This window comes from Actinoplanes palleronii (assembly GCF_016862315.1).
Taxonomy (GTDB): Bacteria; Actinomycetota; Actinomycetes; order Mycobacteriales; family Micromonosporaceae; genus Actinoplanes; species Actinoplanes palleronii.
In genome coordinates this window covers 1-25,614 of record NZ_BOMS01000062.1, presented here as the reverse complement: position 1 = coordinate 25,614, position 25,614 = coordinate 1, and the positions used below count along the sequence as shown (strand labels likewise).

The 25,614-nt window shown below is 72.4% G+C and carries 20 protein-coding genes; 9 read left to right on the top strand and 11 right to left on the bottom strand.

The genetic code is table 11. The annotated features are described in order from the left end of the window. Together Apa02nite_RS52230 and Apa02nite_RS22720 are read left to right on the top strand one after the other, a co-directional pair. On the top strand, positions 1-495 hold a 495-nt coding region (locus Apa02nite_RS52230; protein WP_307871973.1), incomplete at its 5' end, for a helix-turn-helix transcriptional regulator. 9 nt (positions 496-504) lie between these two features. Then, a complete protein-coding gene (locus Apa02nite_RS22720) occupies positions 505-864 on the top strand; it encodes a DUF2203 domain-containing protein (protein ID WP_067702537.1) in 360 nt (119 codons plus the stop codon). On the opposite strand, the gene Apa02nite_RS22715 is transcribed toward Apa02nite_RS22720, so the two are convergent. The 8 genes from Apa02nite_RS22715 to Apa02nite_RS22680 form a co-directional block, all read right to left on the bottom strand. Next, positions 861-2,822, bottom strand: a complete 1,962-nt coding sequence (locus Apa02nite_RS22715) for a sensor domain-containing diguanylate cyclase (protein ID WP_239164487.1) — start codon at positions 2,820-2,822, stop codon at positions 861-863. The two genes, Apa02nite_RS22720 and Apa02nite_RS22715, sit on opposite strands and share 4 nt — an antisense overlap. Positions 2,823-3,134: 312 nt before the next feature. Then, positions 3,135-5,924: a DUF5682 family protein gene (locus tag Apa02nite_RS22710; RefSeq protein WP_203826777.1), complete on the bottom strand. Its 2,790-nt coding sequence runs from the start codon at positions 5,922-5,924 to the stop codon at positions 3,135-3,137. Next, entirely contained in the window at positions 5,921-7,033 is a 1,113-nt protein-coding gene (locus Apa02nite_RS22705) for an ATP-binding protein (protein WP_067702543.1), read from the bottom strand. The genes Apa02nite_RS22710 and Apa02nite_RS22705 overlap by 4 nt, the downstream gene beginning before the upstream one ends. Positions 7,034-7,056: 23 nt before the next feature. Next, positions 7,057-8,382, bottom strand: a complete 1,326-nt coding sequence (locus tag Apa02nite_RS22700) for a vWA domain-containing protein (protein WP_203826776.1) — start codon at positions 8,380-8,382, stop codon at positions 7,057-7,059. Next, complete coding sequence (locus tag Apa02nite_RS22695) at positions 8,379-9,743, bottom strand: hypothetical protein (protein WP_203826775.1); 1,365 nt, start codon at positions 9,741-9,743, stop codon at positions 8,379-8,381. Before Apa02nite_RS22695 ends, Apa02nite_RS22700 begins: the two co-directional genes overlap by 4 nt. Beyond that, positions 9,743-10,243 carry a hypothetical protein gene (locus Apa02nite_RS22690; protein ID WP_203826774.1) on the bottom strand — a complete coding sequence of 167 codons (501 nt, stop codon included), beginning with the start codon at positions 10,241-10,243 and terminating at the stop codon, positions 9,743-9,745. The genes Apa02nite_RS22695 and Apa02nite_RS22690 overlap by 1 nt, the downstream gene beginning before the upstream one ends. Positions 10,244-10,319: 76 nt before the next feature. Then, positions 10,320-11,678 carry a bifunctional 3-(3-hydroxy-phenyl)propionate/3-hydroxycinnamic acid hydroxylase gene (locus tag Apa02nite_RS22685; RefSeq protein ID WP_203826773.1) on the bottom strand — a complete coding sequence of 453 codons (1,359 nt, stop codon included), beginning with the start codon at positions 11,676-11,678 and terminating at the stop codon, positions 10,320-10,322. Beyond that, positions 11,678-12,403 carry a hypothetical protein gene (locus Apa02nite_RS22680; protein ID WP_067702556.1) on the bottom strand — a complete coding sequence of 242 codons (726 nt, stop codon included), beginning with the start codon at positions 12,401-12,403 and terminating at the stop codon, positions 11,678-11,680. The genes Apa02nite_RS22685 and Apa02nite_RS22680 overlap by 1 nt, the downstream gene beginning before the upstream one ends. Positions 12,404-12,632: 229 nt before the next feature. On the opposite strand from Apa02nite_RS22680, the gene Apa02nite_RS22675 reads away from it, so the two are divergent. Then, entirely contained in the window at positions 12,633-13,574 is a 942-nt protein-coding gene (locus Apa02nite_RS22675) for a GNAT family N-acetyltransferase (protein ID WP_203826772.1), read from the top strand. A gap of 80 nt (positions 13,575-13,654) precedes the next feature. Here the strand turns inward: Apa02nite_RS22675 and Apa02nite_RS22670 are convergent, their stop codons facing one another. After that, a complete protein-coding gene (locus Apa02nite_RS22670; RefSeq protein WP_203826771.1) occupies positions 13,655-14,401 on the bottom strand; it encodes an arylamine N-acetyltransferase family protein in 747 nt (248 codons plus the stop codon). A 23-nt stretch (positions 14,402-14,424) separates the two neighbouring features. Here Apa02nite_RS22670 and Apa02nite_RS22665 point away from each other — a divergent pair, with 23 nt between their 5' ends. The 4 genes from Apa02nite_RS22665 to Apa02nite_RS22650 all read left to right on the top strand — a co-directional run bounded on the left by Apa02nite_RS22665 (position 14,425) and on the right by Apa02nite_RS22650 (position 17,600). Then, positions 14,425-15,345 (top strand): DUF6282 family protein, encoded by a 921-nt coding sequence (locus tag Apa02nite_RS22665; protein ID WP_239164486.1) that lies wholly within the window; start codon positions 14,425-14,427, stop codon positions 15,343-15,345. Next, positions 15,342-16,082, top strand: a complete 741-nt coding sequence (locus tag Apa02nite_RS22660) for an ABC transporter ATP-binding protein (protein WP_203826770.1) — start codon at positions 15,342-15,344, stop codon at positions 16,080-16,082. The genes Apa02nite_RS22665 and Apa02nite_RS22660 overlap by 4 nt, the downstream gene beginning before the upstream one ends. 231 nt (positions 16,083-16,313) lie before the next feature. Then, positions 16,314-17,051 carry a class I SAM-dependent DNA methyltransferase gene (locus tag Apa02nite_RS22655; RefSeq protein ID WP_203826769.1) on the top strand — a complete coding sequence of 246 codons (738 nt, stop codon included), beginning with the start codon at positions 16,314-16,316 and terminating at the stop codon, positions 17,049-17,051. A gap of 102 nt (positions 17,052-17,153) precedes the next feature. Beyond that, entirely contained in the window at positions 17,154-17,600 is a 447-nt protein-coding gene (locus Apa02nite_RS22650) for a DoxX family protein (protein WP_203826768.1), read from the top strand. A 124-nt stretch (positions 17,601-17,724) separates the two neighbouring features. Here the strand turns inward: Apa02nite_RS22650 and ileS are convergent, their stop codons facing one another. Then, on the bottom strand, positions 17,725-20,817 hold the full coding sequence (gene ileS / locus Apa02nite_RS22645) for an isoleucine--tRNA ligase (protein WP_203826767.1): 3,093 nt from the start codon (positions 20,815-20,817) through the stop codon (positions 17,725-17,727). A 113-nt stretch (positions 20,818-20,930) separates the two neighbouring features. On the opposite strand from ileS, the gene Apa02nite_RS22640 reads away from it, so the two are divergent. Beyond that, positions 20,931-23,813, top strand: coding sequence for a DUF6493 family protein (locus tag Apa02nite_RS22640; RefSeq protein ID WP_203826766.1), 2,883 nt, complete (start codon positions 20,931-20,933; stop codon positions 23,811-23,813). Between the two features lie 270 nt (positions 23,814-24,083). Here Apa02nite_RS22640 and Apa02nite_RS22635 read toward each other — a convergent pair whose 3' ends face one another. After that, on the bottom strand, positions 24,084-24,440 hold the full coding sequence (locus Apa02nite_RS22635; RefSeq protein WP_203826765.1) for a group I truncated hemoglobin: 357 nt from the start codon (positions 24,438-24,440) through the stop codon (positions 24,084-24,086). A 141-nt stretch (positions 24,441-24,581) separates the two neighbouring features. On the opposite strand from Apa02nite_RS22635, the gene Apa02nite_RS51140 reads away from it, so the two are divergent. Further along, complete coding sequence (locus Apa02nite_RS51140) at positions 24,582-25,541, top strand: carbon-nitrogen hydrolase family protein (RefSeq protein WP_239164485.1); 960 nt, start codon at positions 24,582-24,584, stop codon at positions 25,539-25,541. The last annotated feature ends 73 nt before the right edge of the window (positions 25,542-25,614 follow it).

Here is a 25,614-nt window from a genome sequence, read left to right as displayed (position 1 = left end):
TTCGGCTGGTGGGGATCGGGTGGATGGGACGCCGGCGAGGAGATCGTGCTGTTCGACTGCGAGCCGCCGATGCTGCTCAGTCCGTACCGAAAAAATGGGTGCCGTTTCTCGCCTGCCGCGACGTGCCAGGGGGTCGGCGCCGAAGGCGGCGGTCAGAGCCGCTTCTCCGTTCGTGATCAGCCCGTCCGGAACGTGACGATCCGGTCTCGAACGGACGACCGGGAGTCGCACGACAAGGTGTCGCATGACTATATTCAAGAGGTGTCGCGACATCTGATGGGAGCCGGCGAGATCGCCCGGCGGCTCGGGCTGAGCCGGCAGCGCATTCAGCAACTCGCCGAACGCGACGACTGGCCCGCGCCCTACGACGAGCTGGCCATGGGCCGGGTCTGGTTGATCGCCGACATCGAGGACTGGATCCGCCGGCAGCGCGTGGAGCAACAGCCCGCACCGGACGCCACCGCCGCGACGGGCGACGATCAACCGGATGGTTAACTGATCTCCATGGGGCTGTTCACGCTGCAGGAGGCACGGGCCGAGCTGGACCGGCTGCGACCCGTCCTGGAGCAGATCGTCGAGTTGCGGGCGGACATGGTCGAGCTGTCCGCGGCGCTGGTCCCGGGCGGCGAGCCGACCACGCTCGGCGGGCTGCCCGAGCGCAAGGGCGTCGAGGCGCGGCTCAACGAGCTGATGACCGTGGTGCAGGAGTCCGGGGCGGAGCTGAAGGGGATGGCGCCGCTGCTGATCGACTTCCCGGCGGATCTGGACGGCGCGCCGGTGCTGCTCTGCTGGCTCGAGGGCGAGGCCGAACTTGCCTGGTACCACCGCCCCGACCTGGGCATCGCCGGCCGCCGTCGTCTTTAGACCCCTATTTTGTACGGTGTGACAGCCGGCGTCAGCGCCCCGCGGACCAGGTTCCGTCCCGCGGACTTCGCGGCGTAGAGCGCGCTGTCGGCCCGCTCCAGCAGCTGCTCGTAGGTTTCCGCGCCGGTCCACACCGCGTACCCGATGCTGCAGGTCTCCGCGCCGGGGGTGGCCGTCCGCAGCCGATCCAGGATGACGACCGCGTCGGCGTCCCCGCAGTCGGGCAGCGCCACGACGAACTCCTCCCCGCCCCACCGGGCGATCAGGTCGCCGGCCCGCAGCTCACCCCGGAACGCTCCCGCGGCGGCGATCAGCAGGTCGTCGCCGGCCAGGTGACCGTGCGTGTCGTTGTACCGCTTGAAGTGATCGAGGTCGATGATCGCCACGACCAGTGGGCGCTCGTCCGCCCGGGACGCGCCGAACTGCTCGGTGAGGCTGGACTGCCAGGCCCGCCGGTTCGACAGCCCGGTCAGCGTGTCGGTGTACGCCATCTGCTCCAACCGTCGCAGCAGCCGCTCGTGGTCGAGGGCGAGCGCGGTCTCGTCGGCGAGCAACGCCACCGCCCGGGCGCGGACGTCACTGACCGAGGTGACCCGCTGGCGCCAGCCGACCACCAGGATCGCGACCGTCTCCCCGGCCACGATCACCGGCTGCCACAGCATGGAGCGGCCCTTGACCAGCTTGATCAGTTGCGGTGACACCCGTGGGTCGTCGGCCGGGTCGGCGAGGAAGACCGGCTCGCAGGTGCGGTACACGTTCGCGATCATCGACGCGCCGTTCTTCGGCACCCGGGTGCCCAGCACCTGGGCGCCGACGCCGCCGGTGACCACCAGGTCGTACGGTTCGGGTTCGAGCAGGGTGATGAAGTCGGACTCGGCCAGCTCGTTGATCGCCGTGATGATCGTGTCGCGGGCGTCCTCGCCGGTGCGGATCCGCCGGGACGCCGCCGAGACCGCGGCCAGCAGCCGGTCGGATTCCCGGACGGCGCGTTCGGCGAGGTGCCGGTCGGTGATGTCGTGCAGGTGGACGAGCATCCACTCCTTGGCGTCGGCCGAGTCCGGCACCTCGGTACGGCCCACGGTCAGCCAGGCCCAGCGGGTCTCGCCGTCCGGGCGCACGCACCGCAGCTGCCGCCCGGCCGGGTCGATCTCGGCGGCCGGGTCGACGTAGGCGTGGCTGCTCGCACCGACCAGCTCGTCGGCCGGCATCCCGACCAGCTCGCAGAACGCCGGGTTGACCGCGACGAACACACCGTGCTCGTCGGCGATCCCGACACCGGCCGGTGACGCGTGGAAGAGCTTCTCGAACCGCTGGAGCACCGTCGCCACCTGGTCACGGGCCACTTGCAGGTCCCGCTGCCGGCGGCGGGTCGCCTCGTGCAGGATGCAGCCGAGCAGCCCCGCCATCACCAGCTGCCCGGCGTAGAAGCCGAGTTCCGGCGTCCGCAACTGCTCCTGACTCGCCACCGCGACCACCCAGCCGGTGATACCGAGCGCCCCGGCCCGCACCGCGGTCCGCCGCTCCGGGACCGCCCCGCCGATACCGAGCAGGGTGATCAGCAGCATCGTGGTGTGGTGCAGCTGCCCGGTCACCGCGACCTGGGCGACCGCGTCCAGGACCGGCAGGTAGGCCAGCTTCTCCCAGCCCCGCCCGGCCCCGGCCGCCCGCCGCCGCACCGCCCCGAACGCGGCCGCCGCGAACAGCAGCACCGCGATCACCCCGGCGAGCAGGGTGAGCACGACCCGCGCCGCCCCGGTCAGCATGAGGAAGTCGGTGACCATCAGCGCCACGAAGTAGGTGGCGAGCGCACCCCGCCGCCAGCGAGCGGTCGGCGCGTCATCCGGCCGCTCCCGCGGGCCGGCGGTCCGGGCTGCGGGTTCGCCGACGGCGGGCCGGGGGGCGGGCATGCCGGACTGGCCGCGGGTGTTGCCCGGGTCGTGGTGCCGGTCAGCGCTCAAGGGTTCCCTCCCTGCCGCCCTGTCTGTCGGCCACCACCACCCCGACTTGAGAAAACCGCTCCCGCCCAGCCCTGAGCGGCCCTCCCCCACCCGCGCGACACCCGCCGCGGGCAACAACCACGCCGCGCCCCCGCTCCCCGGCTGACCCTCAGGGGTGCCTCCCCGCACCCGAGACACCCCTGAGGACCAGCCGGGAGCAGGACGCGCGGCACCCACCGCTACCCACGACCACACCGCGCCCCGGCTCCCTGGCTGGCCCTGAGAGGTGCCTCCCCGCGCCCGAGACACCCCTGAACACCAGCCGGGACCGGGTTAGGCGCTGATCAGGGTGGCGACGGCTGTCGCGGTGGCGGGGTAGGTGGTCAGCAGGACTGCCGGGGCGGATGACTCCGGGCTGGTCGGTGCGGTGGGTTCGGTCCACTGGCCTGCGCAGCCCAGCAGGGTGGACACCGCGTCGGTGGTTGCCGGGTGGGTGGCCAGGAATGCGCCTACCGGACCCGTGGCCGGGGAGAGCGAGCCGGGACCCGCTCCGGGACCGGCGGGGGACGGCCGGCGGGCCAGCCATGGCGGGGTCCAGGAGTCGATCGCCGCGAGCGTGCCGGGGAACGTGCGGCCGGCTTCGCGGGTCAGGACCGGGACCAGCTCGGCCGCCTGGCTCTTCAGGGTGGTGATGAGCTTCGGGAGCCACGGCAGCAGGACCGGGTCGGGCAGGCGGCCGAAGGCCTTCGACAGGGTCTCCACCACGAACGGGGCCAGCCGGGGCACCGGGTCGAGGGCCTGGACGAAACCGCTCACGTACTGCGGGAACGCCGGGACCACCAGCGGGTTGGCGAGCAGGGCGTCGACCCGGTCGCGGAGGTCGGCCAGGGACAGATCGCCCAGCTGGTTGCGGGCCGCCCAGAGCAGCGCGATCTTGGCGGGGGCCTCCGGGTGGCACTGGCGGACGGCGATCTCCAGCTGGGTCCGGTCGCAGCCCAGGGACAGCGCCAGGCTCTCCATGCTGAACAGGAAGCCGAGCATCGCACCGACCTGCCGGACGCCGGTGTCCTCGTCGACGAAGGCGGTCGGCAGCAGGGTGCAGTAGTGCGCGTACCCGCTGGTGACGAACCGCTCGCACCAGGACGGGAGGACCGGCGTGGTGGCCCGGTAGTGGCCGAGCAGCCGCCGGATCCGGCGCAGCACCACCGGCGCCTCGTCGACCGTGCGCTCGGCCGACAGCAGCTCGACGGCGCGGTTGCCGAGCTCGTCGGTGAGCCGCGGGCTCTGCAGGAACAGCATCGAGTTCTCGACGGCCTTGAGCGCGACGGCCGCTGTCGCCTTCGGATCCCAGGCATCCCGGCGCAGCCGCTGCTCGAGGACCTGCTCGACGGTGACACCCTCGTAGCCCAGCTCGATGATGGCCCGCTGGTGGCGGCCCAGGTCGAGGTCCCAGCTCTCCTGGATGTGCTTCTCGCCGAGCCGGCGACTGCCCATGATCGGACGGACCGCCTGGTCGGGAAGCAGGTATCGCAGCATCCAGAGCAGCCGCGAACACGCCGCCAGCTCCGGGTCGGCGGCCAGGTCGAGCAGCGCGCGCTGGATGCTGCGCTGATCGAGGTTGAGCCCGAGCGGGGCGAGCCGGTCGTAGACGTCGCGGGCCAGCGGGGGCAGCGCGTCATAACCGACCTGGCCGATCCGGTCGCCGCCGAGCAGGATCTCGCAGAGCCGCCGCACGTCGCGACGGCCGGGCACGGCGTCCTTCTCGATGCAGGTGACCGCGGCGTCCTGGAAGTCGTACGGCGTCGGCCGCGCCCGCCCGCGCATCCCGGCGAGCAGGATGGACGTCTCGAAGACCGCGATCGCGTCGGCGGTGCTGGCGAGATAACCGTTGCGGCGGGCCAGCCGGACGATGTCGACGCACCAGCCGCGCAGCTCCTCCTCGTCGAGCCCGTCGAGCCGCGGCGGCCCGGCGAGATAGCCGGTCAGGTGGTCGGTGACCGGTCCGGTGGCGGCCGACGGCAGGGGCAGCGCCTTGGTGGCCTTCTTCTTGCCACCCTTCTGCCCGTCCAGCCGGAACGGCGTGAGCCGCTGTTTCACCAGCTGTTTCTGCCAGGTGGTGGCCGCGATCGACACGGAGCCGGGCGCCAGCCCGAACTGCGCCTCGATCGCCGAGTGACTGCTCGGGATCAGGCCGTAGAGCCAGGTCGTGGCGGTCCGCGGGGTGATCGTGAAGTCCGGGGTGCCGGGTGCCGAGCCGACCTCGGGGAGCCGGCTGGCGGCGTGGAAGGCACCGCAGACGTACAGGCCGTCGGCCGGGTCGGTGCCGGTGGCCGCGAGGTGGGCCCGGATCCGGGTCCACATGTAACGCTCCCGGTCCTCGTCGGAGGCGTACCGCGAGGTGTCGTGCGGGGCCAGCCGCCGGAACAGGCTGCCGACCAGCACCATGACCTGCCGGTACGTGTCGTGGTCGGCGCCGGCCAGGGGCTGTTCGACGTACTGGTCCCACCACTCCGACCAGTGCCGCACCCGCCCGTGGTGCAGCAGGTGCTCCTCCAGCTCGGCGAAGCGCGGGCGCAGGTCGCCGATCTCCACGCCGACCGCGTCGCCGTGCAGGTCGTCCTCGGGCTCCTCGGTCCCGGCCGGTGACGACGGGTCGGGCTGCCACTGGAACACGTGGTCGGTGGACCGGTCGACCAGGACCAGCTCGACGCCCGGGGTGTCCAGGGCGTACGAGATCGCCTGGTACTCCGCGGACGCCTCGGTGATCGGAGCGATCACCGAGAGGGGCGCCGACTCCTTCGGGAAGCCCTCCAGCTCGGACGCGAAGGCCTGCAGCGCCACCGGCAGCCGGCAGTTGCGCAGCTCGGTCAGCAGCGGCTGGAGGTCCTCGCAGAGCTCCAGATAGATCACCTTGGGCTGCTTCTCGCGCAGCCGCCGCAGCATGGCCAGCGCGGAGGCCGGCGAGTGGTGACAGACCGGGAAGATCTCCAGCGGCTCGCGCAGGGCGTGGTCGACGTCGTCGACGATCCCGGCCAGGATCTCCGGCAGCGCGGCCGGCCCGTCGCCCAGCGCCTCGGCGGCGCCCAGCAGCTGCTGGCGGAGCGGGTGGAAAGGACTGCTCACGACAGGGTCGCGATCGCCTTGCGGCCGCCCTCGAGGAAGCCGTCCCACTCGCCGCTCTTCTCCTTGCTGCGCGGCTCGACCACGCCGTGCCAGTACTTGTTGAGGATCGCCAGGTCTTCCGGGCTGCGCCGGGCCAGCGAACCGACCAGCGACCCGGCCAGGGTCTCGGCGGACAGCTCCTTGGCGCCGAAGAAGTTGCTGTGCAGGATGGCGTCCTCGAGGACACCGATCTGCTCGGCGGTGGAGAGCGCCGACTCCAGGCGCTCGTCGTCACTGGTCGCCGACGCGGAGGCGGCACGCAGGTCGGCGAAGCTCTGCAGCAGCACGTCGAGCAGGGTGGGCGGCACCTCCAGCTCGATGTTGTGCCGGCGCAGCAGCTCCTCGGTGCGGAACCGGACGATCTCGGCTTCGCTCTTCTTGTTGGTCACCACCGGGATGCGGACGAAGTTGAAGCGCCGCTTGAGCGCCGAGGAGAGGTCGTTGACGCCGCGGTCGCGGCTGTTCGCGGTGGCGATGATGCTGAAGCCGGGCTTGGCGAAGACGATGTTGTCGTCGTCCAGCTCGGGGATCGACACGTACTTCTCGGAGAGGATCGAGATCAGCGCGTCCTGCACGTCACTCGTCGATCGGGTCAGCTCCTCGAAGCGGCCGATCACCCCGTTCTCCATCGCTGTCATGATCGGCGACGGGATCATCGAGGACCGGGACTGGCCCTTGGCGATCACCATCGAGACGTTCCACGAATACTTGATGTGGTCCTCGGTGGTGCCGGCGGTGCCCTGCACGACGAGCGTGGAGTTGCGGCTGATCGCGGCGGAGAGCAACTCGGCCAGCCAGCTCTTGCCGGTGCCCGGGTCGCCGATCAGCAGCAGGCCGCGGTCCGAGGCGAGGGTGACGATGGAGCGCTCGACGAAGCTGCGGTCGCCGTACCACTTCTGCTCGATCTCGCGGTCGAGGCCGTCGGCGCGCTCGGAGCCGAGGATGAACAGGCGCACCATCTTCGGGCTCAGCCGCCAGGAGAACGGCTTCGGGCCGTCGTCGACCGACTCCAGCCAGTCCAGCTCCTCGGCGTACTTGACCTCGGCGGGGGCGCGCAGCATGTCACTCATCAGGGGGTCTCCTAGAACGGGGTTCAGACGAGGAAGTTCTTGAGCTCGGTGACGAGCTTCTTGATGTGGCCGGACAGGACCGGGGTGCCCTGGTCCTTGAAGCGCTGGCGGAACCACGGGTTGACGCTCTGCTGGCCGCCGCTGCTGACCGAGCCGACCGGGATGAACTTGGCGCCGGAGCGGTGGATGGTCTGCATGCCGGTGAAGACGGCCTGCTCCTGCCACTCGTAGAAGTCCGAGATCCAGACGACCACGGTGTTCCGCGGGTCGGTGATCTTGGGGCGGGCCAGGTCGAGCGCGGCCGTGCCGTCGGTGCCGCCGCCGAGCTGGGTGTGCAGCAGCACCTCGAACGGGTCGTGCACCCACGGGGTGAGGTCGAGCGCCCGGGTGTCGTAGGCGATCAGGTGCACGTCGACCTTGGGCAGCCCGGCGAAGATCGAGGCGAGGATGGTGCAGTTGACCATCGCGTCGACCATCGAGCCGGACTGGTCGACCACCACGATCAGCCGGGCCGGCTCGATGCGTTTCGCGGTCTGCTTGTAATAGAGCCGGTCGACGTAGAGGCGCTCGTCCTCCGGGTTCCAGTTCGGCAGGTTCTTCCAGATCGTGCGGTCCAGGTCGAGGTTGCGGAAGACCCGCTTCGGCGGGACGGACCGGTCGACGGTGCCGGTGCTGGCCTGCGCGACCTGGGTGCGCAGCACCTCGGCCACCTCGTCGACGAACCGGCGGATCAGCGCCTTGGCGTTGGCCAGCGCGACACCGTCCAGGTTGTCCTTGTCGCGCAGCAGCTGCTCGATCAGCGACATGCTCGGGGTGAGCTGCTTGGCCAGGCGGTTGTCGGCGAGCACCTCGCGCAGCCGCATCCGGCTGACCAGGTCGCCCTCGATGCCGGCCAGCACACCGCCGAGCCCGGACGAGTCGTTGCCGGCCGCTCGGCCCCGGAGCCCACCGGGCTCGCAGCCCATCGCCCGCTCGAACCAGCCGGCGTCGGCCTGCCAGCGCTGCAGCTGCTCGGCGGTCACGTTGCCGGAGCCGGTGGCGAACACGTTGAGCAGCAGTTTCGACACCAGCGCGGCGCGGCGGACCTCGCCGTCGCGGTCGTCGGCGGCCGACTCGCCGGGTGTCATCAGGCCGTCGAACTCGGACTCCAGCTGCGGGAACCGCTGCACCACGGTGTCCAGCGACACCGACGGGTCGAGCAGCGCCGCGGGCAGGCCGAGGTCACCGACGATCGCCATGCTGCCGGACTCCAGGGTGGGCTGCTCATCGGGATCGAAGAGCCGGGCCAGCAGCCGCCAGTAGAGGACCTGCCGCCGGGACTCCGCGGCGTTGATCTCGGGGGAGGTCATTTGCGCAGCAGCCTTCCCGCGCGCTCGCGCAGCACGTCGACCGCTGTGCCGGCGGCCGCCTCGGCCTTCGCCGCCTTGGGCTCGGTCGGCCCGAGCGCCCAGTCACCGCCGTGTGCGACGACCGGCTTCTTGCGCACCAGCGCCTGCACGGCCAGGGGTTGCAGCAGCCATCGGCCGTCCCAGCGGAGCAGCCCGAGGCACGCGGTGGACGCCGCGACCAGCGCGGGTGTGAGCGGGCCCGCGGCGGGCAGCCGGTCGAGATCGAGGGCCACGGTCACCCCGCCGCCCAGGTCGAACGCGCCCTCGGCGTGCGCATAACCCTCCAGCAGCACCGGCTCGGCCAGCACGGCGGGGTGCCGGTCGAGCGGCGGTGTGGCCGCGCCGAGCGCGGAACCGAGGCGCACCCGGGCCGCGGCGAACGGGTCGGCCGGCTCACCGGCGGCGGCCCGGGACTCGTCCCAGATCAGGTCGCCGGCCGGGGTGAGCGCCATCCCGGACACCTCGACCGTGCGGTGCTCGGCGAGGACACCGCGCAGGAGCGGGAACGCGGTGAGCATCCGCCAGGCGGACGGCCCGCTGATCGTGTCGACCTTGGCGGCGGCCACGCTCGTGCGGACCAGCCGGACCGTGCCGTCGGACGCCTCCAGCAGCGCGTGCGCCTGCACCCGGAACACCGTCGGGTGCTCGTGCAGGTCGGCGCCGAGGATCACCAGCCGCCCGTCGACCGGGACGGCCTCGGACGACGCGAACCCGTCCTGCGACAGCAGCAGGGCACGCGACCACAGGTCGGCCCAGCGGCGCACCGGGATCCGCGGCAGCGTGGCGACCGGCGCGGCGGCGCGCAACTCGGCGGCGAACCCGTCGAGCAGCACCGCGAGCCGGCGCGAGCCCGGCGCGGCCAGCAGCGACTGGACGGCCTGCGCGGCCCCGCCGGCCAGGTCGTGGTCGACACCGCGCCAGCCGGCGATGGCCAGCTCGCGCAGCCAGGACCGGCTCCCGGACAGCAGCTGACCCGAATCGGTCACCGCGGTGGCCTCCCACGGGGCGCGGGAGCGGCCGAGCGCGGTGTCCAGTCCGGTCTGCAGGGCGTCGTGGGCGGCGCCGAGCAGCGCGGTGCGGGCGCCGGCCAGGGTGGCCAGGTGCTCGTCGGTGACCGTCCCCGCGATGATCTTGCCGGTGGCGTCGGCGACCCGGCCGCCCAGCGGCGACCCGGCGAACGCGGCGGCGAACGACGCGAGGGCGGCGGCGCGCTCCTCGTCGATCCGGGCCAGGCCCTGCACGAGCGCGTCGTCGAGGCCGTCGACCAGGGTGAGCGCCTCGGTGAGCCCGGTCGGCGCGGTGGTCAGTGCGTCGGTGAGCATCAGCGGGCCACCGCCGCGGCCGGGAACCACTGCAGCTCGGGCAGCGGGTCGGTGGACGGCGTGACCTCGAGATAGGCCAGGTGGCGCAGGAAGCTGCTGAACACCTCGGCGGCGCGGTTCGGCGCGGTGGTGGTGTGCAGGCCGGACCACAGGTTGTCGCTGCCGTCGGCGAGCTCGGCCTTCAGATATCGCGCGACGCGGGCCGGACCGTACTGCGCGACGGCGGCGTCGGCCAGGGCGCGGAGGTGGTTGCAGGCGTGCGCGCCGCCGGAGAGGCCGCCGCACGGACGGTTGTTGTTGGTGTTGCAGCTCAACCCGTGGTCACCGGCAGTGATCGAGGAGACGTAGACCCGCTCGATGTCGGAGCCGCTGGAGACCACGCCCTGCAGGCGCCCGTCGGCCAGCTCGACGAACGGCACCTTGGCCAGTTTGCGTGCCACCACCGGGGTGATGACGGACGCTGAGCTGCGCCGCTCGTAGGCGACGTCGTCGCTTGTCACAACCAGTCCCTCCCTCAAGGATCCCGTTGGGAGGTAGTTCTATCGGAGCGGTACGACAAAAACTTAAAACAACAGGTCAGAGCCCCGAAACCGCGATTCCGCCGCGGCTGAGCATCCCCGGGTCGGCGTGCCGGCCGGCCGCCGCGACGATCCGGTCCGGGCGGATCAGCAGCGCGCCGCGGGTGCCCGGGCGCAGCAGCGTGAACCCGTCGCCGAGCCCCGGGTCGAGGCCGGCCGGGCAGAGCCGCCCGCCGCCGCGCCCGACCAGCGGGCCCCGGCCGAACGCCGGCCAGGTGACGGTCGTGGCGGCCTGCTCGGCGCCCGGCAGCCTGGTCACCGTACGTAGCAGGGTGCGGCGCAGCGGCGCGGTGCGCCGGCTGCCGCCGGTCATCACCCAGCCGATCAGGGTGGCCATCCGGATCATGGTTTTCGCGTACGGCCGCCGCTCCCGTTCGTACGTCGCGAGCAGCCGGTCGTCGGCCCGCCCGGACAGCACCATGGCGAGTTTCCAGCTCAGGTTCGCGGCGTCCCGGATCCCGGCGCACATGCCCTGCCCGATGAACGGCGGGGTCAGGTGTGCGGCGTCGCCGAGCAGGAACACCCGGCCCTCGCGCCACCGGTCCGCGACCGCGCCACGGAACGTGTACTCGGCGCGCCGCAGCACGGTCAGCGCGGCCGGGTCCACCCCGCGCAGCCACGGCCGGACCAGCTCCGCGACCGGCTCCTCGAGCAGCCCGGGGCGCAGCCGGAACTCCCACCGGTACCGCCCGGGGGTGACCATCATGAACGTGGCCGCCCGGGTCGGGTCGCACACCTGCTGCACCCCGTCGTAGGCGTCCAGCGGCTGGGTGGAGGTCGCGTCGACGACCAGCCAGCGCTGCTCGAAACCGAGGTCCTCCCAGCCGGCCCCGATCGCGGAACGGACCACGCTGTTCGCCCCGTCGCAGCCGAGCACGGCGGCGGCTCGGACCTCGCCCTCGACGCCGGAGTCGACCGATCTGTACCGGACACGCGCCGGTTCGCCGATCGGCTGCTCCACGGCGTACACCTCGATCTTGCCGCGGATCGTGGCCCGCGGCAGCCTCCGCAACTCAGCGCGGAGCAGGCGTTCCAGGTCGGGTTGATCGAACATGTTGGCCTGCGGGAAACCGTGCGGGCCGACCGGGTCCCGGGTGAACTCGGCGAGCACCCGCAGACGCGGGTCGACCAACTGCATGCCCGGCGCCGGCCGGGAGATCGCGCGCAGCTCGCCGGCGAGCCCGAGACCCGCGAAGATCCGGAACACCTCGTCGTCGAAGTGCACCGCGCGCGGCAGCGGGTAGGGCTCGGCGAACCGGTCCAGGACCAGGCACTCGACGCCGGCTCGGGCCAGCATGATCGCGGCGGTGATCCCGGTCGGCCCGGCTCCGACGATCACCACGGGCACGTGTTCCATCAGACCAGACTGCGCAGAACGATCGCCGATCCGCCAGCCAGGAGCAGACCGGTCAGCGCGAACCCGACGATCACCCGGCGGATCAGGCCGATGTCGGCGACCCGGGCGGCGATCGTCTCGGCCCGGGTCCGGGTGGTGAAGAACGACGGCACCAGCCCGTCCGCGGTGGCCCGGCCCAGTACGAACACCGCGACGCCGCGCGGCAGCCGCACCTCGACCAGTTCCAGGCGTTCGCCGGCGCGCAGGCCCTCGACGATGTCCGGCGGCACCACGGCGGGCAGCCGGACCGGCGCCGCGCGGCGATAGATCAGCGTGGTGGTCTCGGTCGCCGCCGGATCGGCCCGCGACGGCGACTCCAACCGGCGCGGGTCGACCGGCACCCGGCCGCTGGCGTCGGCGAGCGCGGGGCGGCCCGGGGCGGTGATGTCCAGCAGCACGTCGTGGCTGTCGTCCGAGGACCGGCGGCTGGGTTCGCGCAGCAGGCGGACCCGGTACCAGGCGCAGTCCTCGCCACTGACCGGTGCGGTCTGCCGGCCGGCCGGGCCGTACTCGGTGTGGCATTCGGCGGCGACCCGGCCGCGGCCCCACTCGGCGATCGGCGCCGGGCGGACCCGGAGCAGGGCGCGCAACTCGCGGTGATCGCCGAGATGCAGCAGCAGGAAGATGCCGGCGCCGCCGATGAGCAGCGCACCGAGACAGAACCCGAGCGTCGTGACCGTGACCACAGGGTCAACATAGAGTGATCCGGCAACCCCCGGATCCGTCGATCGCACCCACCGGGTTCGGTAAACCGGTTGCGGGTGGCGGGCGGGCCGGATAGAACTGGTCGGTCCCGACGACGAGGAAGGAGGACCAGCCGATGTACGCCATGCACACCGCGCTCGTGTCCTCCCGGGGTGACCGCTGAGCGGACCCCCGGACGGGGCAGGGCGCACTCCTGATGGAGAGACTGCCGTGACTCTGCACCACCCTGACCTCATCGTGCGCCCGATCACCGGGCCGGACGAGGTCGACCTGTTCAACACGCTGCCCTACCTGCTCAACGACGAGGTCGCCGACGACCTCACGGCGCAGCGCCGCAAACCGGCCTGGCTGTGGGTCGCGCTGCGCGGTGACCGCGTGGTGGCCCGCGCGGGCTGGTGGTCGCGGCCCGGCGACGCCCAGCCGGCGATCATGGACATCTTCGACCTGGCGCCCGGCACCGGTGCCCAGGACGGGCTCCAGCTGCTGGAGACCGCGCTGGCCGCCGTCGTCCCGGAGGGCACACCACGGCCGGAGTACAGCCGGTTCCTGGCCCCCGACTGGCGCGACCACGAGGACACCCGCCACGACTTCGAGTCGCGGTTCGCGCTGCTCGAGCAGACCGGCGCCAAGATCTTCGTGGAGCGGCTGCGGCTCGAGTGGCTGCCCGGCACCCCGATCCGCGAACCCGACGGCCGGCTGGAGTTCCGGGCGCCCCACGACGCCGCCGAGGTGATCGGGCTGATGACCCGGGTGCTGGACGGGACGCTCGACGCGTACAGCCGGGACGACCTGACCCGGATGACACCGGGCGAGGCCGCCGAGCAGCAGTTCCGTGAGGAGCTGGCGCGGTACACCACCCCGCGCGACTGGTGGCGGATCGCGGTGCGGGCCGGCGACGGCGACCCGGTCGGGTTCGTCATCCCGGCGCACAACGGCTACAACCCGATCATCGCGTACATCGGGGTGGTGCCGGAGCACCGCGGGCACGGTCACATCGACGCGATCCTGGCGGCCGGCACCACGGTGCTCGCGGAGCAGGACATGCCGCGGGCGCGGGCCTCCACCGACGTGGGCAACACCCCGATGGCGGCGGCCTTCGACCGGGCCGGGTACCGCGTCTTCGAACGCGAGATCAACCTGACCTGGCACTGAGCCCGGGGTGACGCCGGGGGCTCACACCCTCGGCGTCACCGCGCCCGCTACGGTCGGCGCACCCAGGAAGGGCTGTAGCGTCAACTTTTCGGCACGGTGGCGAGCACGATCCCGAAGTGCTCCTCATACGCCGCCAGGACCTCCTCGTCGGAGTCCAACACCACCTCGGTGCGCTCGGTCCCGGACGTGCGGATCAGCTTCCGGCCGCTGAGCGTGATCCGGCCCTCGCCGTCGAGGCGGGCGCAGACCGGACCCTTCCGGAAGTGCGACTCCGGCCAGGTCTGCTGCCACCAGCAGGTCGGCGCGAAATCGGCCAGTGCGCGGGGCTTGCGCTCGATCCGGTACTGCGGCGTGCCGTCCAGCAGCACGTCCACGTCCCCGCCGTCCGCGTCGGCCAGCCGGAACGTGCCGCCGGGATCCACCTGCTCACCCCGCTCGTCCAGCCGCAGCGGGTACGACGAGTGCCGCCCGAACCCGACGTCGGCCAGCCACGGCCCACCCCCGTCCGGCTCCGACACCAGCAGCGCGAGGTGGTCGAACGGCGGCCCGAACCGCGCGCCGTCGTGCACCCGCGCGCCGACCCGGGTCACGGTGTGGCCGAGCTCCTCGAGCAGCAGCGCGAACAGGCCGTTGAGCTCGTAACAGAACCCGCCCCGGCGGCGGCGCACCACCTTGTCGACCAGGTCGTCCGTCGCGAGCGAGATCGGCTCGCCGAGGTGGATGCTGAGGTTCTCGAACGGCACCGCGGCCTGGTGGGCTCGGTGCAGCTCCCGCAACAGGGCCGGGCCGGCAAGGCCGATCCGGCGCAGATAAGCGTCCACGTTCACCGGCCGAGCGTAGACAATGACCTATGCCTATGGAGCACCCGACACCCACCGGCCGCGCTCGTGAGCTGGTCGCCGGTGGATACGACGCCCACGTCCACGTCGCACCGGACGTGATGGCACGCCGGATCGACGACGTCTCGCTGGCCCACCGGTTCGCCGCGGTGGGGCTGGCCGGGTTCGTGCTGAAGTCGCACTACGTACCGACCGCCGAGCGGGCCGAGGTGGTCCGCGGGGTGGTGCCCGGCGTCGAGGCGCTCGGCGCGCTCACCCTGAACGGCTCGGTCGGCGGCCTCAACCCGGTGGCCGTGGAGATCGCCGGACGGCAGGGCGCCCGGGTGGTCTGGCTGCCCACCGTGGACGCCGCGAACGAGCGGGCCGGCCGGGCGGCGCTGCCACCGGGTGCGGCCGCGCCGATGTGGGCGGCGCTGCAGGACGAACTGGCCGCGCAGGGCATCGTCGCGCCGGCCATCGCGGTGCTCGACGACGCCGGGAGGGTGGTGCCGGCGCTGCACGACGTGTTCGCGGTGATCGCCAAGCACGACATGGTGCTGGCCACCGGGCACCTGAGCGGGCCGGAGATCGTCGCGGTGGTGGACGCGGCCGCCGGCGCCGGGGTGCGGCGGATCATCGTGACCCACCCCGAGTTCACTTCGCAGCAGCTCGACGTGGACACCCAGCGGCGGCTGGCCGGGCGCGGGGCGCTGCTGGAACGGTGCTTCACCACCGCGTACACGAGAAAGGTCTCCTGGGAGCTGCTCTTCGCGCACATCCGCGCGGCCGGGCCGGAGCACTCGCTGCTCTCCAGCGACCTGGGACAGCCGTTCAACCCGCCGGTCGAGGACGGGCTCGCGCTGCTCGCCGACCGGTTGCTCGGCGCCGGGTTCAGCGACGACGAGATTCGTACGATGGCGGTCGTCAACAGCCGTCGCCTGCTGCGGCCATGACCGCCGTGCTCGAGGTGCGCGGGCTGACCAAGCGCTTCGTCAAGGGCGACGCCGACCTGCTCGCGCTGCGCGACGTCGACCTGACCGTGCCGGCCGGCGCGTTCCTGGTCCTGCTCGGCCGCCGCGGCTGCGGCACGTCCACCCTGCTCAACCTGCTCGCCGGGCTGACCCTGCCGACCGGCGGGGAGATCCGCTACCGGGGTGCGCCGGTGACCGGGCCGCGCGTCGAGGTCGGCTACCTCAGCCAGCACGACACGCTGCTGCCCTGGCGGGACGTGCGGCGCAACGTGGAGATGCCCCTCGAGCTGCGCGGCGACCCGGCACCGCACCGCGAACGGGCCGCCCGGGAGCTGATCCGCCGGGTCGGGCTGGCCGGGCACGAGGGCCGGTACCCGCGCGAGCTGTCCGGCGGGACCCGGCGGCGGGCGATGCTGGCCCGGCTGCTGGCTGGCGGGCCGGAGACGCTGCTGCTGGACGAGCCGTTCAGCGCCCTCGCCGCGCCGCTGCGCACCGAGCTGCAGGCCGATCTGCTGCGGCTCTGGCAGGACAGCGGGCAGACCGTGGTGTTCGTGACCCACGACGTCGACGAGGCGCTGACCCTGGCCGACCGGGTGGTGGTGCTCGGCAGCCTCGGCCGCACCCTGCTCGACACCCCGATCCCCCTCCCCCGCCCGCGCGACCCGGCCGACCCCCGATTCACCACTCTGCGCCGCGCACTGTCCGCCGCTCTGCTCTAGACCGCGATCTTTCTTTCGGTACGGATACGGAGCGCCCGCCCGCAGGCTACGAGCCGAGTCCCGCCCGTGAGGCCACGCGACACCGCTGCCCGCCCGGGCCGCAGCGCGCCTCCGGTTCCCCGGCTGGTCGTGAGGGGTGTGTCCGCAACACGGAAACACCTCTGGAAGCCAGCCGGGACCGCGCAGGGTTAATCGGTGGCCGGGGCGGAGGGTGCCGGGCAGGGTCGGGGGATGACGAGCAGCGATCTGTGGGATGACGAGACCGCGGAGCGGTATGACGACGAGGCGGCGGAGATGTTCGCGCCGGACGTGCTCGGGCCGGCGGTGGAATTCCTGGCCGGGCTGGCCGGGGACGGGCCGGCGCTGGAGTTCGCGATCGGGACCGGGCGGGTGGCGATTCCGCTCGTGGAACGCGGTATTCCGGTGAGCGGGATCGAATTGTCGGCGTCGATGGCGCAGCGGCTGCGGGAAAAGGATTCCGGCGGGCGGATCCCGGTGGTGATCGGGGACATGGCGACGACGACCGTGCCCGGGAAGTTCTCGCTCGTTTACGTCGTCTGGAACAGCCTCGGGAATGTGCGCACCCAGGACGAGCAGGTGGAATGCTTCCGCAACGCGGCCCGGCACCTGGCGCCGGGCGGGCGTTTCGTCATCGAGCTCTGGGTGCCGGGGATCCGGCGGCTCCCGCCGGGACAGGCCGCCGTTCCCTATGAGGTGACCGATCGGCACACCATCTTCGACACCTACGATCTGGCCACTCAGCAGGGCACCTCGCACCATTACCGGCGCCGTGCCGACGGCAGCGTGCATTACGGATTCAGCAACTTCCGGTATCTCTGGCCGGCCGAATGTGACCTGATGGCACGGCTCGCCGGGCTGGAACCGGAACGGCGGATCGCCGGCTGGGACGGTGCTCCGTTCACCTCCGACAGCGAGAGTCACGTGTCGGTCTGGCGCCGCCCGCTCTGAGAATTCTCTTAGAACTAATTTACAAGCTTCAATGGCTGTCCGACATCTCGGGCCCTAGTGTGGATTGCCAGGTACCCCCACATTCCGGCTGAGGAGCGTCTTTTGTCTTCCCCCCGATTCGCCCCCGTCGTCTGGCCGCTGTTCCGCATCGTCGTCGGCCTGCTGTTCGCCTGCCACGGCGCTTCCGGGATCTTCGGGCTGCTCGGCGGCAGCCGTGGCACCGGTGAACCGATCCCGGCCGGCACCTGGCCCGGCTGGTATGCGGCGCTGATCCAGCTCGTCTGCGGCCTGCTCGTGCTGGCCGGCCTGTTCACCCGCCCGGCGGCGCTGCTCGCGTCCGGGTCGATGGCCTACGCGTACTTCGTCGTGCACCAGCCGGAAGGCCTGATGCCGATCGAGAACGGCGGGGTGAACGCGGCGCTCTACGCGTGGACGTTCCTGGTCATCGCGGCGTTCGGGGCGGGGGCGTGGTCGCTGGACGCGCTGATCGCCGGCCGGCGCGGCAAGGCGGACGTGGTCACGGACGAGAAGATCGGGGCGGGGGTCTGAGACCGGACGACCCGGCCGCGCGGGGCGCGGCCGGGTCAGCGGGTGGCCGGGCCTCGCGCGAGACCAGCACGGGACGCGGCTCGTAGCCTACGGACGGGCGCTCCGTAGGCGTACAAAATCGGTCTTAGATCTTGGAGAGCCAGAACGTCAAACCGATGGATTCGTCGGTGAAGGCGCGCGGGTCGGTCCAGTCCGGGTCGCCGGCGGCGAAGTCGGTGGCCAGGACCTCGTCGGCGACCAGGTCGCGGTGTTCGGTCAGGGCCAGCACGGTGTCCTCGGCGTCCGCGCGGTAACGGAGCCGGATCCGGTCGGAGACCTCGAGGCCGCTGCCCTTGCGGGCCTCCTGGATCTGCCGGATCGCGTCCCGGGCCAGGCCGGCGCGGCGCAGCTCGGGCGTCAGGTGCAGGTCGAGCGCCAGGGTCGCGCCGGAGTCCGAGGCGACCGCCCAGCCCTCCCGCGGCGTCTCGGTGATCACTACCTCGTCCGGGACGAGCGCGATCTGCTCGTCACCGACCGTCACGGTCGCGGTTCCGGTGCTGCGCAGGCTGTCCTTCAGCGCGGCGGCGTCGGTGGCCTGGATCGCGGCCGCGACCTGCTGGACCGCCTTACCGAACCGCTTGCCCAGCGCGCGGAAGTTCGCCTTGGCCGTGGTGTCCACGAGCGAGCCGGCCAGGGGCTCGACCGCGATCACGTTGAGTTCCGCGGAGATCTCGCCGAGCAGCTCGGCGGAGAGGTCGGCGGCGCCGGAGACCAGCGCCCGGGACAGCGGCTGACGGATCTTGAGGCCGGACTCGGCGCGCGCGGTGCGGCCCAGCTCGACCAGTCGCCGGGTCGCCGCCATCTGCACCGAGAGTCCGGTATCGATCAGCGCGGGGTCGGGCTCCGGGTAGGCCGCCAGGTGCACCGACGCCGGCGCCTCGCCCTCGGTCGCGACGACCAGGTCCTGCCAGACCCGCTCGGTCACGAACGGGGTCAGCGGTGCCATCAGCAGCGTCACGGTGCGCAACGCCTCGTGCAGGGTGGCGAGCGCGGCCGGGTCGCCGCGCCAGAACCGGCGGCGGCTGCGCCGCACGTACCAGTTGGAGAGATCGTCGATGAAGGCGGCGATCAGCTTGCCGGTCTCGTGCGGGTCGAACGCCGCGAGAGCCGCGTCGACCTTCACGATGAGCTGCTGCAACTCGGAGAGGACCCAGCGGTCCAGGGCGGAGCGGTCGGCCGGCGCCGGGTCCGCCGCGGTCGGCGTCCAGTTCGCGGTACGACCGTAGAGCGCCTGGAAAGCGACAGTGTTCCAGTAGGTCAGCAGCACCTTGCGGACCACTTCCTGCAACGCGCCGTGACCGACCCGCCGGGCCGACCAGGGTGAGCCGACGGCCGCCATGTACCAGCGCACCGCGTCCGCGCCGTGCTGGTCCATCAGCGAGATCGGCTCCAGCACGTTGCCCAGGTGCTTGGACATCTTGCGGCCGTCCTCGGCGAGGATGTGTCCGAGACAGACCACGTTCTCGTACGGCGACCGGTCGAAGACCAGCGTGCCGACGGCCATCAGGGTGTAGAACCAGCCACGGGTCTGGTCGATCGCCTCGGAGATGAACTGGGCCGGGAAGCGGCTCTCGAACAGCTCCTTGTTCTTATAGGGGTAGCCGAACTGGGCGAACGGCATGGAACCGGAGTCATACCAGGCGTCGATCACCTCGGGGACGCGGGTGGCTTCCTCGCCGCAGTCGCCGCACGCGAAGGTGACATCGTCGATGAACGGGCGGTGCGGGTCGGCAAGGTCCTGGCCGCTCAGCGCGGTCAGCTCGGCCCGCGACCCGATGCAGGTCAGGTGGCCCTCGGCGCAGCGCCAGACCGGCAGCGGCGTGCCCCAGTACCGGTTGCGCGACAGCGCCCAGTCGACGTTGTTGGTCAGCCAGTCGCCGTACCGGCCGTGCTTGAGGTTCGCCGGCTGCCAGTTGGTCTTCTCGTTCTCGCGCAGCAGCTCGTCGCGCACCGCGGTGGTCCGCACGTACCAGGACGGCTGCGCGTAGTAGATCAGCGCGGTGTGACAGCGCCAGCAGTGCGGGTACTTGTGCTCGTACGGCTCGTGCTTGAACAGCAGGCCGCTCTCGCGCAGCTGCTCCACCAGGGGCTGGTTGGCGTCCCGGAAGAACAGGCCGCCGACCAGCGGGACGTCCGCCTCGAACGTGCCGTCCCGGCGCACCGGGTTGACCATCGGCAGGCCGTACGCCCGGCAGCTGGCCAGGTCGTCCGCGCCGAACGCCGGCGACTGGTGGACCAGGCCGGTGCCGCTGTCGGTGGTCACATAGGTCGCCAGGATCACGATGTGCGCGTCCGGCACCTCGACCAGGTCGAACGGCCGCTGGTACGTCCAGCGCTCCAGCTCCTTGCCGAGGAACGACTCGCCGGTCGGCGTCCAGCCCTCCGGGATCAGCGGCTCGGCCACGATCAGGCGCTCGGTGCCGTCGGTGACCACGACGTACGTCACCGCGGGGTGCACGGCGACGGCGGTGTTCGACACCAGGGTCCACGGCGTGGTCGTCCACACCAGCAGCGAGGTGGTGCCGGCCAGGGGACCGGAGGTGAGCGGGAACCGGACGTAGACCGACGGGTCGACGTCGATCTCGTACCCCTGGTCGAGCTCGTGGTCGGAGAGCGTGGTCTGGTCGCGCGGGCACCACGGGGCCACCCGGAAGTCCTCGACCAGCAGACCCTTGTCGAAGATCTGTTTGAGCGACCACCAGACCGAGTCGATGTACTCCGGGTCCATGGTCCGGTAGGCGTCGTCCATGTCGACCCAGTAGCCCATGCGCTCGGTCAGGGTGGCGAACGCGTCGGTGTGCCGGGTGACCGACTCGCGGCATTTGGCGTTGAACTCGGCGACGCCGTACGCCTCGATGTCCTGCTTGCCGGTGAAGCCCAGCTCCTTCTCCACGGCCAGCTCGACCGGCAGCCCGTGACAGTCCCACCCGGCCTTGCGGGCCACGTGGTAGCCCTTCATGGTCCGGTAGCGCGGGAACATGTCCTTGAAGACGCGCGCCTCGATGTGGTGCGCGCCGGGCATGCCGTTCGCGGTCGGCGGCCCCTCGTAGAACACCCACTCCGGGCGGCCGGCGGACTGCCGCAGGCTCTGCCCGAAGACGTCGCGCTCCTGCCAGAACCGCAGGATGTCATGGTCGAGAGCGGGCAGGTCGACCTGCGCCGGAACCGGGCGATACATGGCAGAAACCCTACTCAGCCCGGTCCAGGCCGCCGGAGGCGACCTTCTCAAAGCTTCTGGGGTACGACGATCCGGCCGGATTCCTGTCAGAGGGTCGGGCTAGGTTCCCGGGCATGACCGCCGATCTGACGTTCGCCGACCTCGTCCCCTGGCTCCGGGAGAACGAGGTCGATCGGGTCGCCGACGCCCTGATCGCGGCGGGTGAGCCGGCCCGCAGGGCGCTGGCCGTCCCGCTGCTGGACTATCTGCACGGCCGCGAGCAGGTCCCCTACCCGCTGCCGGACTACCCGATGGACGATCCACGCTGGACCGGCGGGCGACCGATGCGGCGGGAGATCGAGCTCGCGCTCCGCAACAACGACGCTCTGCGGGTGGCCGGCATCGCGTGCCTGGCGAGCGTGACCAAGGTGGTCGCCTGGATCCGCGACGGCTGGTTCCGTCGTCCCGGCCCGGCGCTCGCCGACACTGTCGTCCGGGTGCTGCACGCGCCGGGCCGGCCCTCCCCGGCCGCGATCGCAGTCGCCCTGGCGGGTGCGCTCCGGTCCCGCGGGATCGAGCAGCAGTGGTGGCTGGCCGGGCGTCTGCTCGCCGCCACCGGGACGCCCGCCCCGCCGACGGAGCCGGTTCTGCGCGGCTGGCTGCAGCAGACCGGTTATGACGCCGCGCGCCTGCGGGCCGACCCGCACACCCCGGCGCTGCTCCCGCACCTGTTCACCGTCGCGCGGCTCAGCGCGGAGTGGGGATCGGCCGGCCCGGCGGCGTTCGCGGCCCTCGCCGAGGGTGCCGACCGCGGGGTTCTCCTGGCCGGCTGCCTGGACCGGCTGGCCGAGGGTGACCGGCCGGCCGCCATCCGCCCGGTCGTCGAGCTGCACCAGCGGCTCGCGCCCACCCCCGACGAGTACGCCGACCACCGCCAGACCTACCTGGTCATGCTGGACAGCCCGCACAGCACGGTCGTCGGTCTGGCGCTGAGCGCGCTGCGAGCTGTCGACGACGCCGGCCTGCTCGACGCCGAGGAGGTGGCCGGGGCGGCACTGTCGGTCCTGCCCCGCCGGGAGAAGAAGCTGGTCCGCGCCCAGCTGGCGTGGCTCGACGCGGCACTGAGCCGCAAACCGGATCCGGTGCTGTTCGAGGCGCTGCTGGCGGGGCTGGCCAACGAGGCGGTCGACCTGGCCGAGAGCACGCTGCGGGTGATCACCAAACATGTGGCCGCTGCCGGGGCTGCCGGCCGGGGGCAGTGGGAGCGGGCGGCGGAGGGGTTGTCCGGCGACCTGCGCCGCCAGGCCGATGCGCTGTCGCCGGCCGTCCCTTCCGCGCCCGGCCTTCCCGGCTCGTCCGGGCTTCTCGCAGCCGGGCCGGGGTCGCCCGGGTTCCCGGTGGCCGCGTTGATGCCGATCCGGTCGATTCCTGAGCTGGCGGCGGCCGCCGCTGAGCTGCTGGACCAGTTCGGGCCGGAGCCGGTCCTGCTGGAGCAGGTCCTCGAGGGCCTGGTCCGGTTCGCGCACCTCGATCGGGACGGACTGGCGGCCGCGCTGGCCCCGAAGATCCCGGAAACCTGGACCACCCCGCCGGCCGAGCTGCTGCGGGCGGTGGTCTATCGGCGCCCGCCGGACCACCGGCCCCCGTATGAGGACCAGGCTGCCGCACCGCCGTACTGGCTGTTGTTCGCCCGCTACACCGAGCTGGGCCGGCAGATGGTGCGGAAGCCACCGATCGCGCTGCTCGCCACCCCGGCCACGGTCGACGGGCACGTCGACCCGGAACGCGTCCTGACCCTGCTCACCGCCGCCGAGGAGTCCGGATGGCAGCCCGGCCCGGCCGACCTGACCCAGGCGCTGCTCCGGCTGCCCCGCACGGTCGACCCGGCCGTGACCACCACCGCCTCCCGCTTGCGGAATCCGGCCGCCCGGACCGTCACCGCGTGGCTGCGAGCCGGCGGGCTGCCCGATCCCACCGTGATCACGCTGCCCGCCATCCGGCACACCTGCACCGGCGCGCCCGCCTGCGCCTGCCCGGAACCACCCCGCACCCTGCGAACCACCGCCTTCGAACCGATCACCGTCGCCGCCGGGGCGATCCCGCTGACCGCGCCGAAGCCCCTGCCGAACGGCCTCCCGCGACCCCGGCGCTCCTCCCACGAGTTCCACTTCGCGGAACCGGTCGGTTTCATGGCGCCGGAGCCCGTCGGGTTCAGCGCGCCAGCGCCTGTCAGGGTCGTGGCGCCGGAGCCCGTCGGATTCAGCACGCCGGCGGCTGTCGGGGTCGTGGCGCCGGACAACGCTGCCATGCCGGGTGGCTCTGCCCGGGCAGATGATCTCGCTGGGCTGGTGGCACCGGAGGGCCTGCTGGCGATGCCCGTCGCCGGGGCCGCGGCGCGGGCCGGTGACCGGCGGCGAACCACGCCGATGGGTTACTGGCCGATGATGCTGCCGGGACACCCGGAGATCGTGGCAGCGCACGCAGTGCCGGAACTGGCCCGGTCGATCCACGGCGACCATCGGAACCAGCTCGACATCCTGTTGGCACTCGCCGCCTCGACCGGGCCGTTCGGGCCGGCGACGGCTCTCTGCCTGGCCTACGGGTTCACCGCCGGGCGCGCCGCCAGCCGGGTCATCACCACCGACGCGTTCGTCGAACTGGCCGCTCGCGGCCGGCTCGACGGAATGCTGGTCGGGCGGGAACTCGCTCACCTGCAGCGCAGCGGCCTTCTCACGGTCAAACGGGTCGCCGTCTGCCTCACCGAGGCACTCCGGGCCGGTGCCGGCGACGCGGTCTGGGCCACCGTCCGCGAGGTGCTGCCGGCCGCGCTGGCCGCGCCCGGCCCCGGAACACCGGACCTGCTCGTGGTGGCCGAGGCCGCCGCCGCGGCCACCCGCGCCACCGACGATCTGCCCGAGGTCACCGCAGCTGCCAGCCAGCGCGGCCGGACCCGCCTGATCAGCGAGGCGTCCCGCCTGGCCCGCACCCTGTCCGGCAACCTCCCGGCATCGCCATGACCGCCCCTCACCCGTCCTGCCGCCGAAAACCACCCCCGCCCGCCTGACCTCATCGGCCTGATCGCCGCCCGGCTTCGAGGGCCGGCGGGCATCGGGCCCTGCGCCCGGGACCGGAACCTGGACCGACGACCGGCCCCGAAACCACCGGCCGGGACCAGGACCGGTGGCCAAACCAAAACCGACGACCGGGACCGGGACCGGTGGCCGGTGGCCGGTGGCCGGTGGCCGGTGGCCGGTGGCCGGTGGCCGGTGGCCGGTGGCCGGTGGCTGCTACTCGACGACGTCTGCGGCTGTCTGGGCCAGGACGCCGCGGACTGCGGTCAGGACCTCGTTGTCGGCGCCCAGGCCGGCCAGGACACCGATCAGGTAGGCGCCGACCAGGTCGTAGTGCTCCGGGATGATGCCGAGACCGAAGTGGGCGCCGCGCAGGTCGCGGCCGGTGTATTCGGCGGGGCCACCGAGGACCTGGCTGAGCAGGGCGACCATGTGCTCCTTGAGGGAGGGCAGGTCGAGGCCCTCGAAGTAGTCGGCCAGCCGTTCGTCGCCGAGGATGGCCCGGTAGAGCGCGTCGACCGCGGCCGTCACCGCGGGCTGCCCGCCGACACGGGCGAAGAACGATCCGTCCACGAGACCGAAAATAGATGCTCGGCGATGCACTGTCAGCGCCGCGCGGCGTTCCGCCCGGTTTGTCGGAGCTGGCCGCCACCGCGCAGCCCGGCATCACCCGGCCCGGCACCGCGGGTGGCGGCGATCCCCGAGGATGGTCGGATGCGAGTGTCGATCATGGTGGGTCAGGTGCCGGTGGTGTGGTACGTGGCGGCGAATCTCGCCACGGTGCGGGAGGTGCTGGCCGAGGCCCGAGCCGGCGATGTCGTGGTGCTCCCGGAGGGAATGCTCTCCGGATACGACGAGGACCTGAGCCCGCTCGACGACCTCGACCCGGCCGAACTCACCGACGCCATCGCGCAGGTGTCAGCGCTGGCCCGCAACCGCAACGTGCACATCTTCTGCGGATCCCTGCTCCCGGAGCCCAACGGCTGGACCAACGCCGGCCTGTACTTCCCACCCGCAGCCGGACCACCCGGACCCGCCACCACCAGAGCAGCCAGACCCGGCCCGGCCCAGGCAACCCGGCCCGGAACGGCCCAGGCAGTCAGACTCGGGGCGGCCGGGGCAGCCAGGCCCGGAACGGCCGAGGCAACCGGACCCGGGACGGCTGGGAGCGGCTGCCAGGTCTACCGGAAGATCAATCTGGCGATGAATGAGCGCGGGCGGCTGCGGCCGGGCGGGCTCCTGCCGACGTTTGAGGTCGCGATGGGCGGCGAGGCCGCCGAAGGTGCGAGCGGTGCCAGCCGGTTCCTGGCCGGGATGCAGCTGTGCCGGGAGATCAGGTTTCCGGAGCAGTGGCAGCATCTCGCGACGGCCGGGACCGACCTGTTCGTCTACCTCACCAACGCGGCGAACCGGAACGAGCCGCCCGGCGTCTGGCGCAGTCACCTGATCAGCCGAGCCGCCGAGAACCAGCGCTTCCTGGTCTCCGCCAACATCGCCCACCCGGACCAGCACTGCCCCAGCATGATCGTCTCCCCGCGCGGCGAGATCCTCGCCGAACTCCCACCCGGCAGCCCCGGCCTGCTGCGCCACACCGTCGACCTGGCCGACAACAGCCGCTGGTACCTCGACCAGCGCCGCCACGACGTGCTGTCCTCCACCTACCACGGCGCCTGACCACAGCACCTGCGTGGGGACTTTCGGCGCGCAGCGCACCACAACTTCACACACACCGTGAGCACCAGGACTA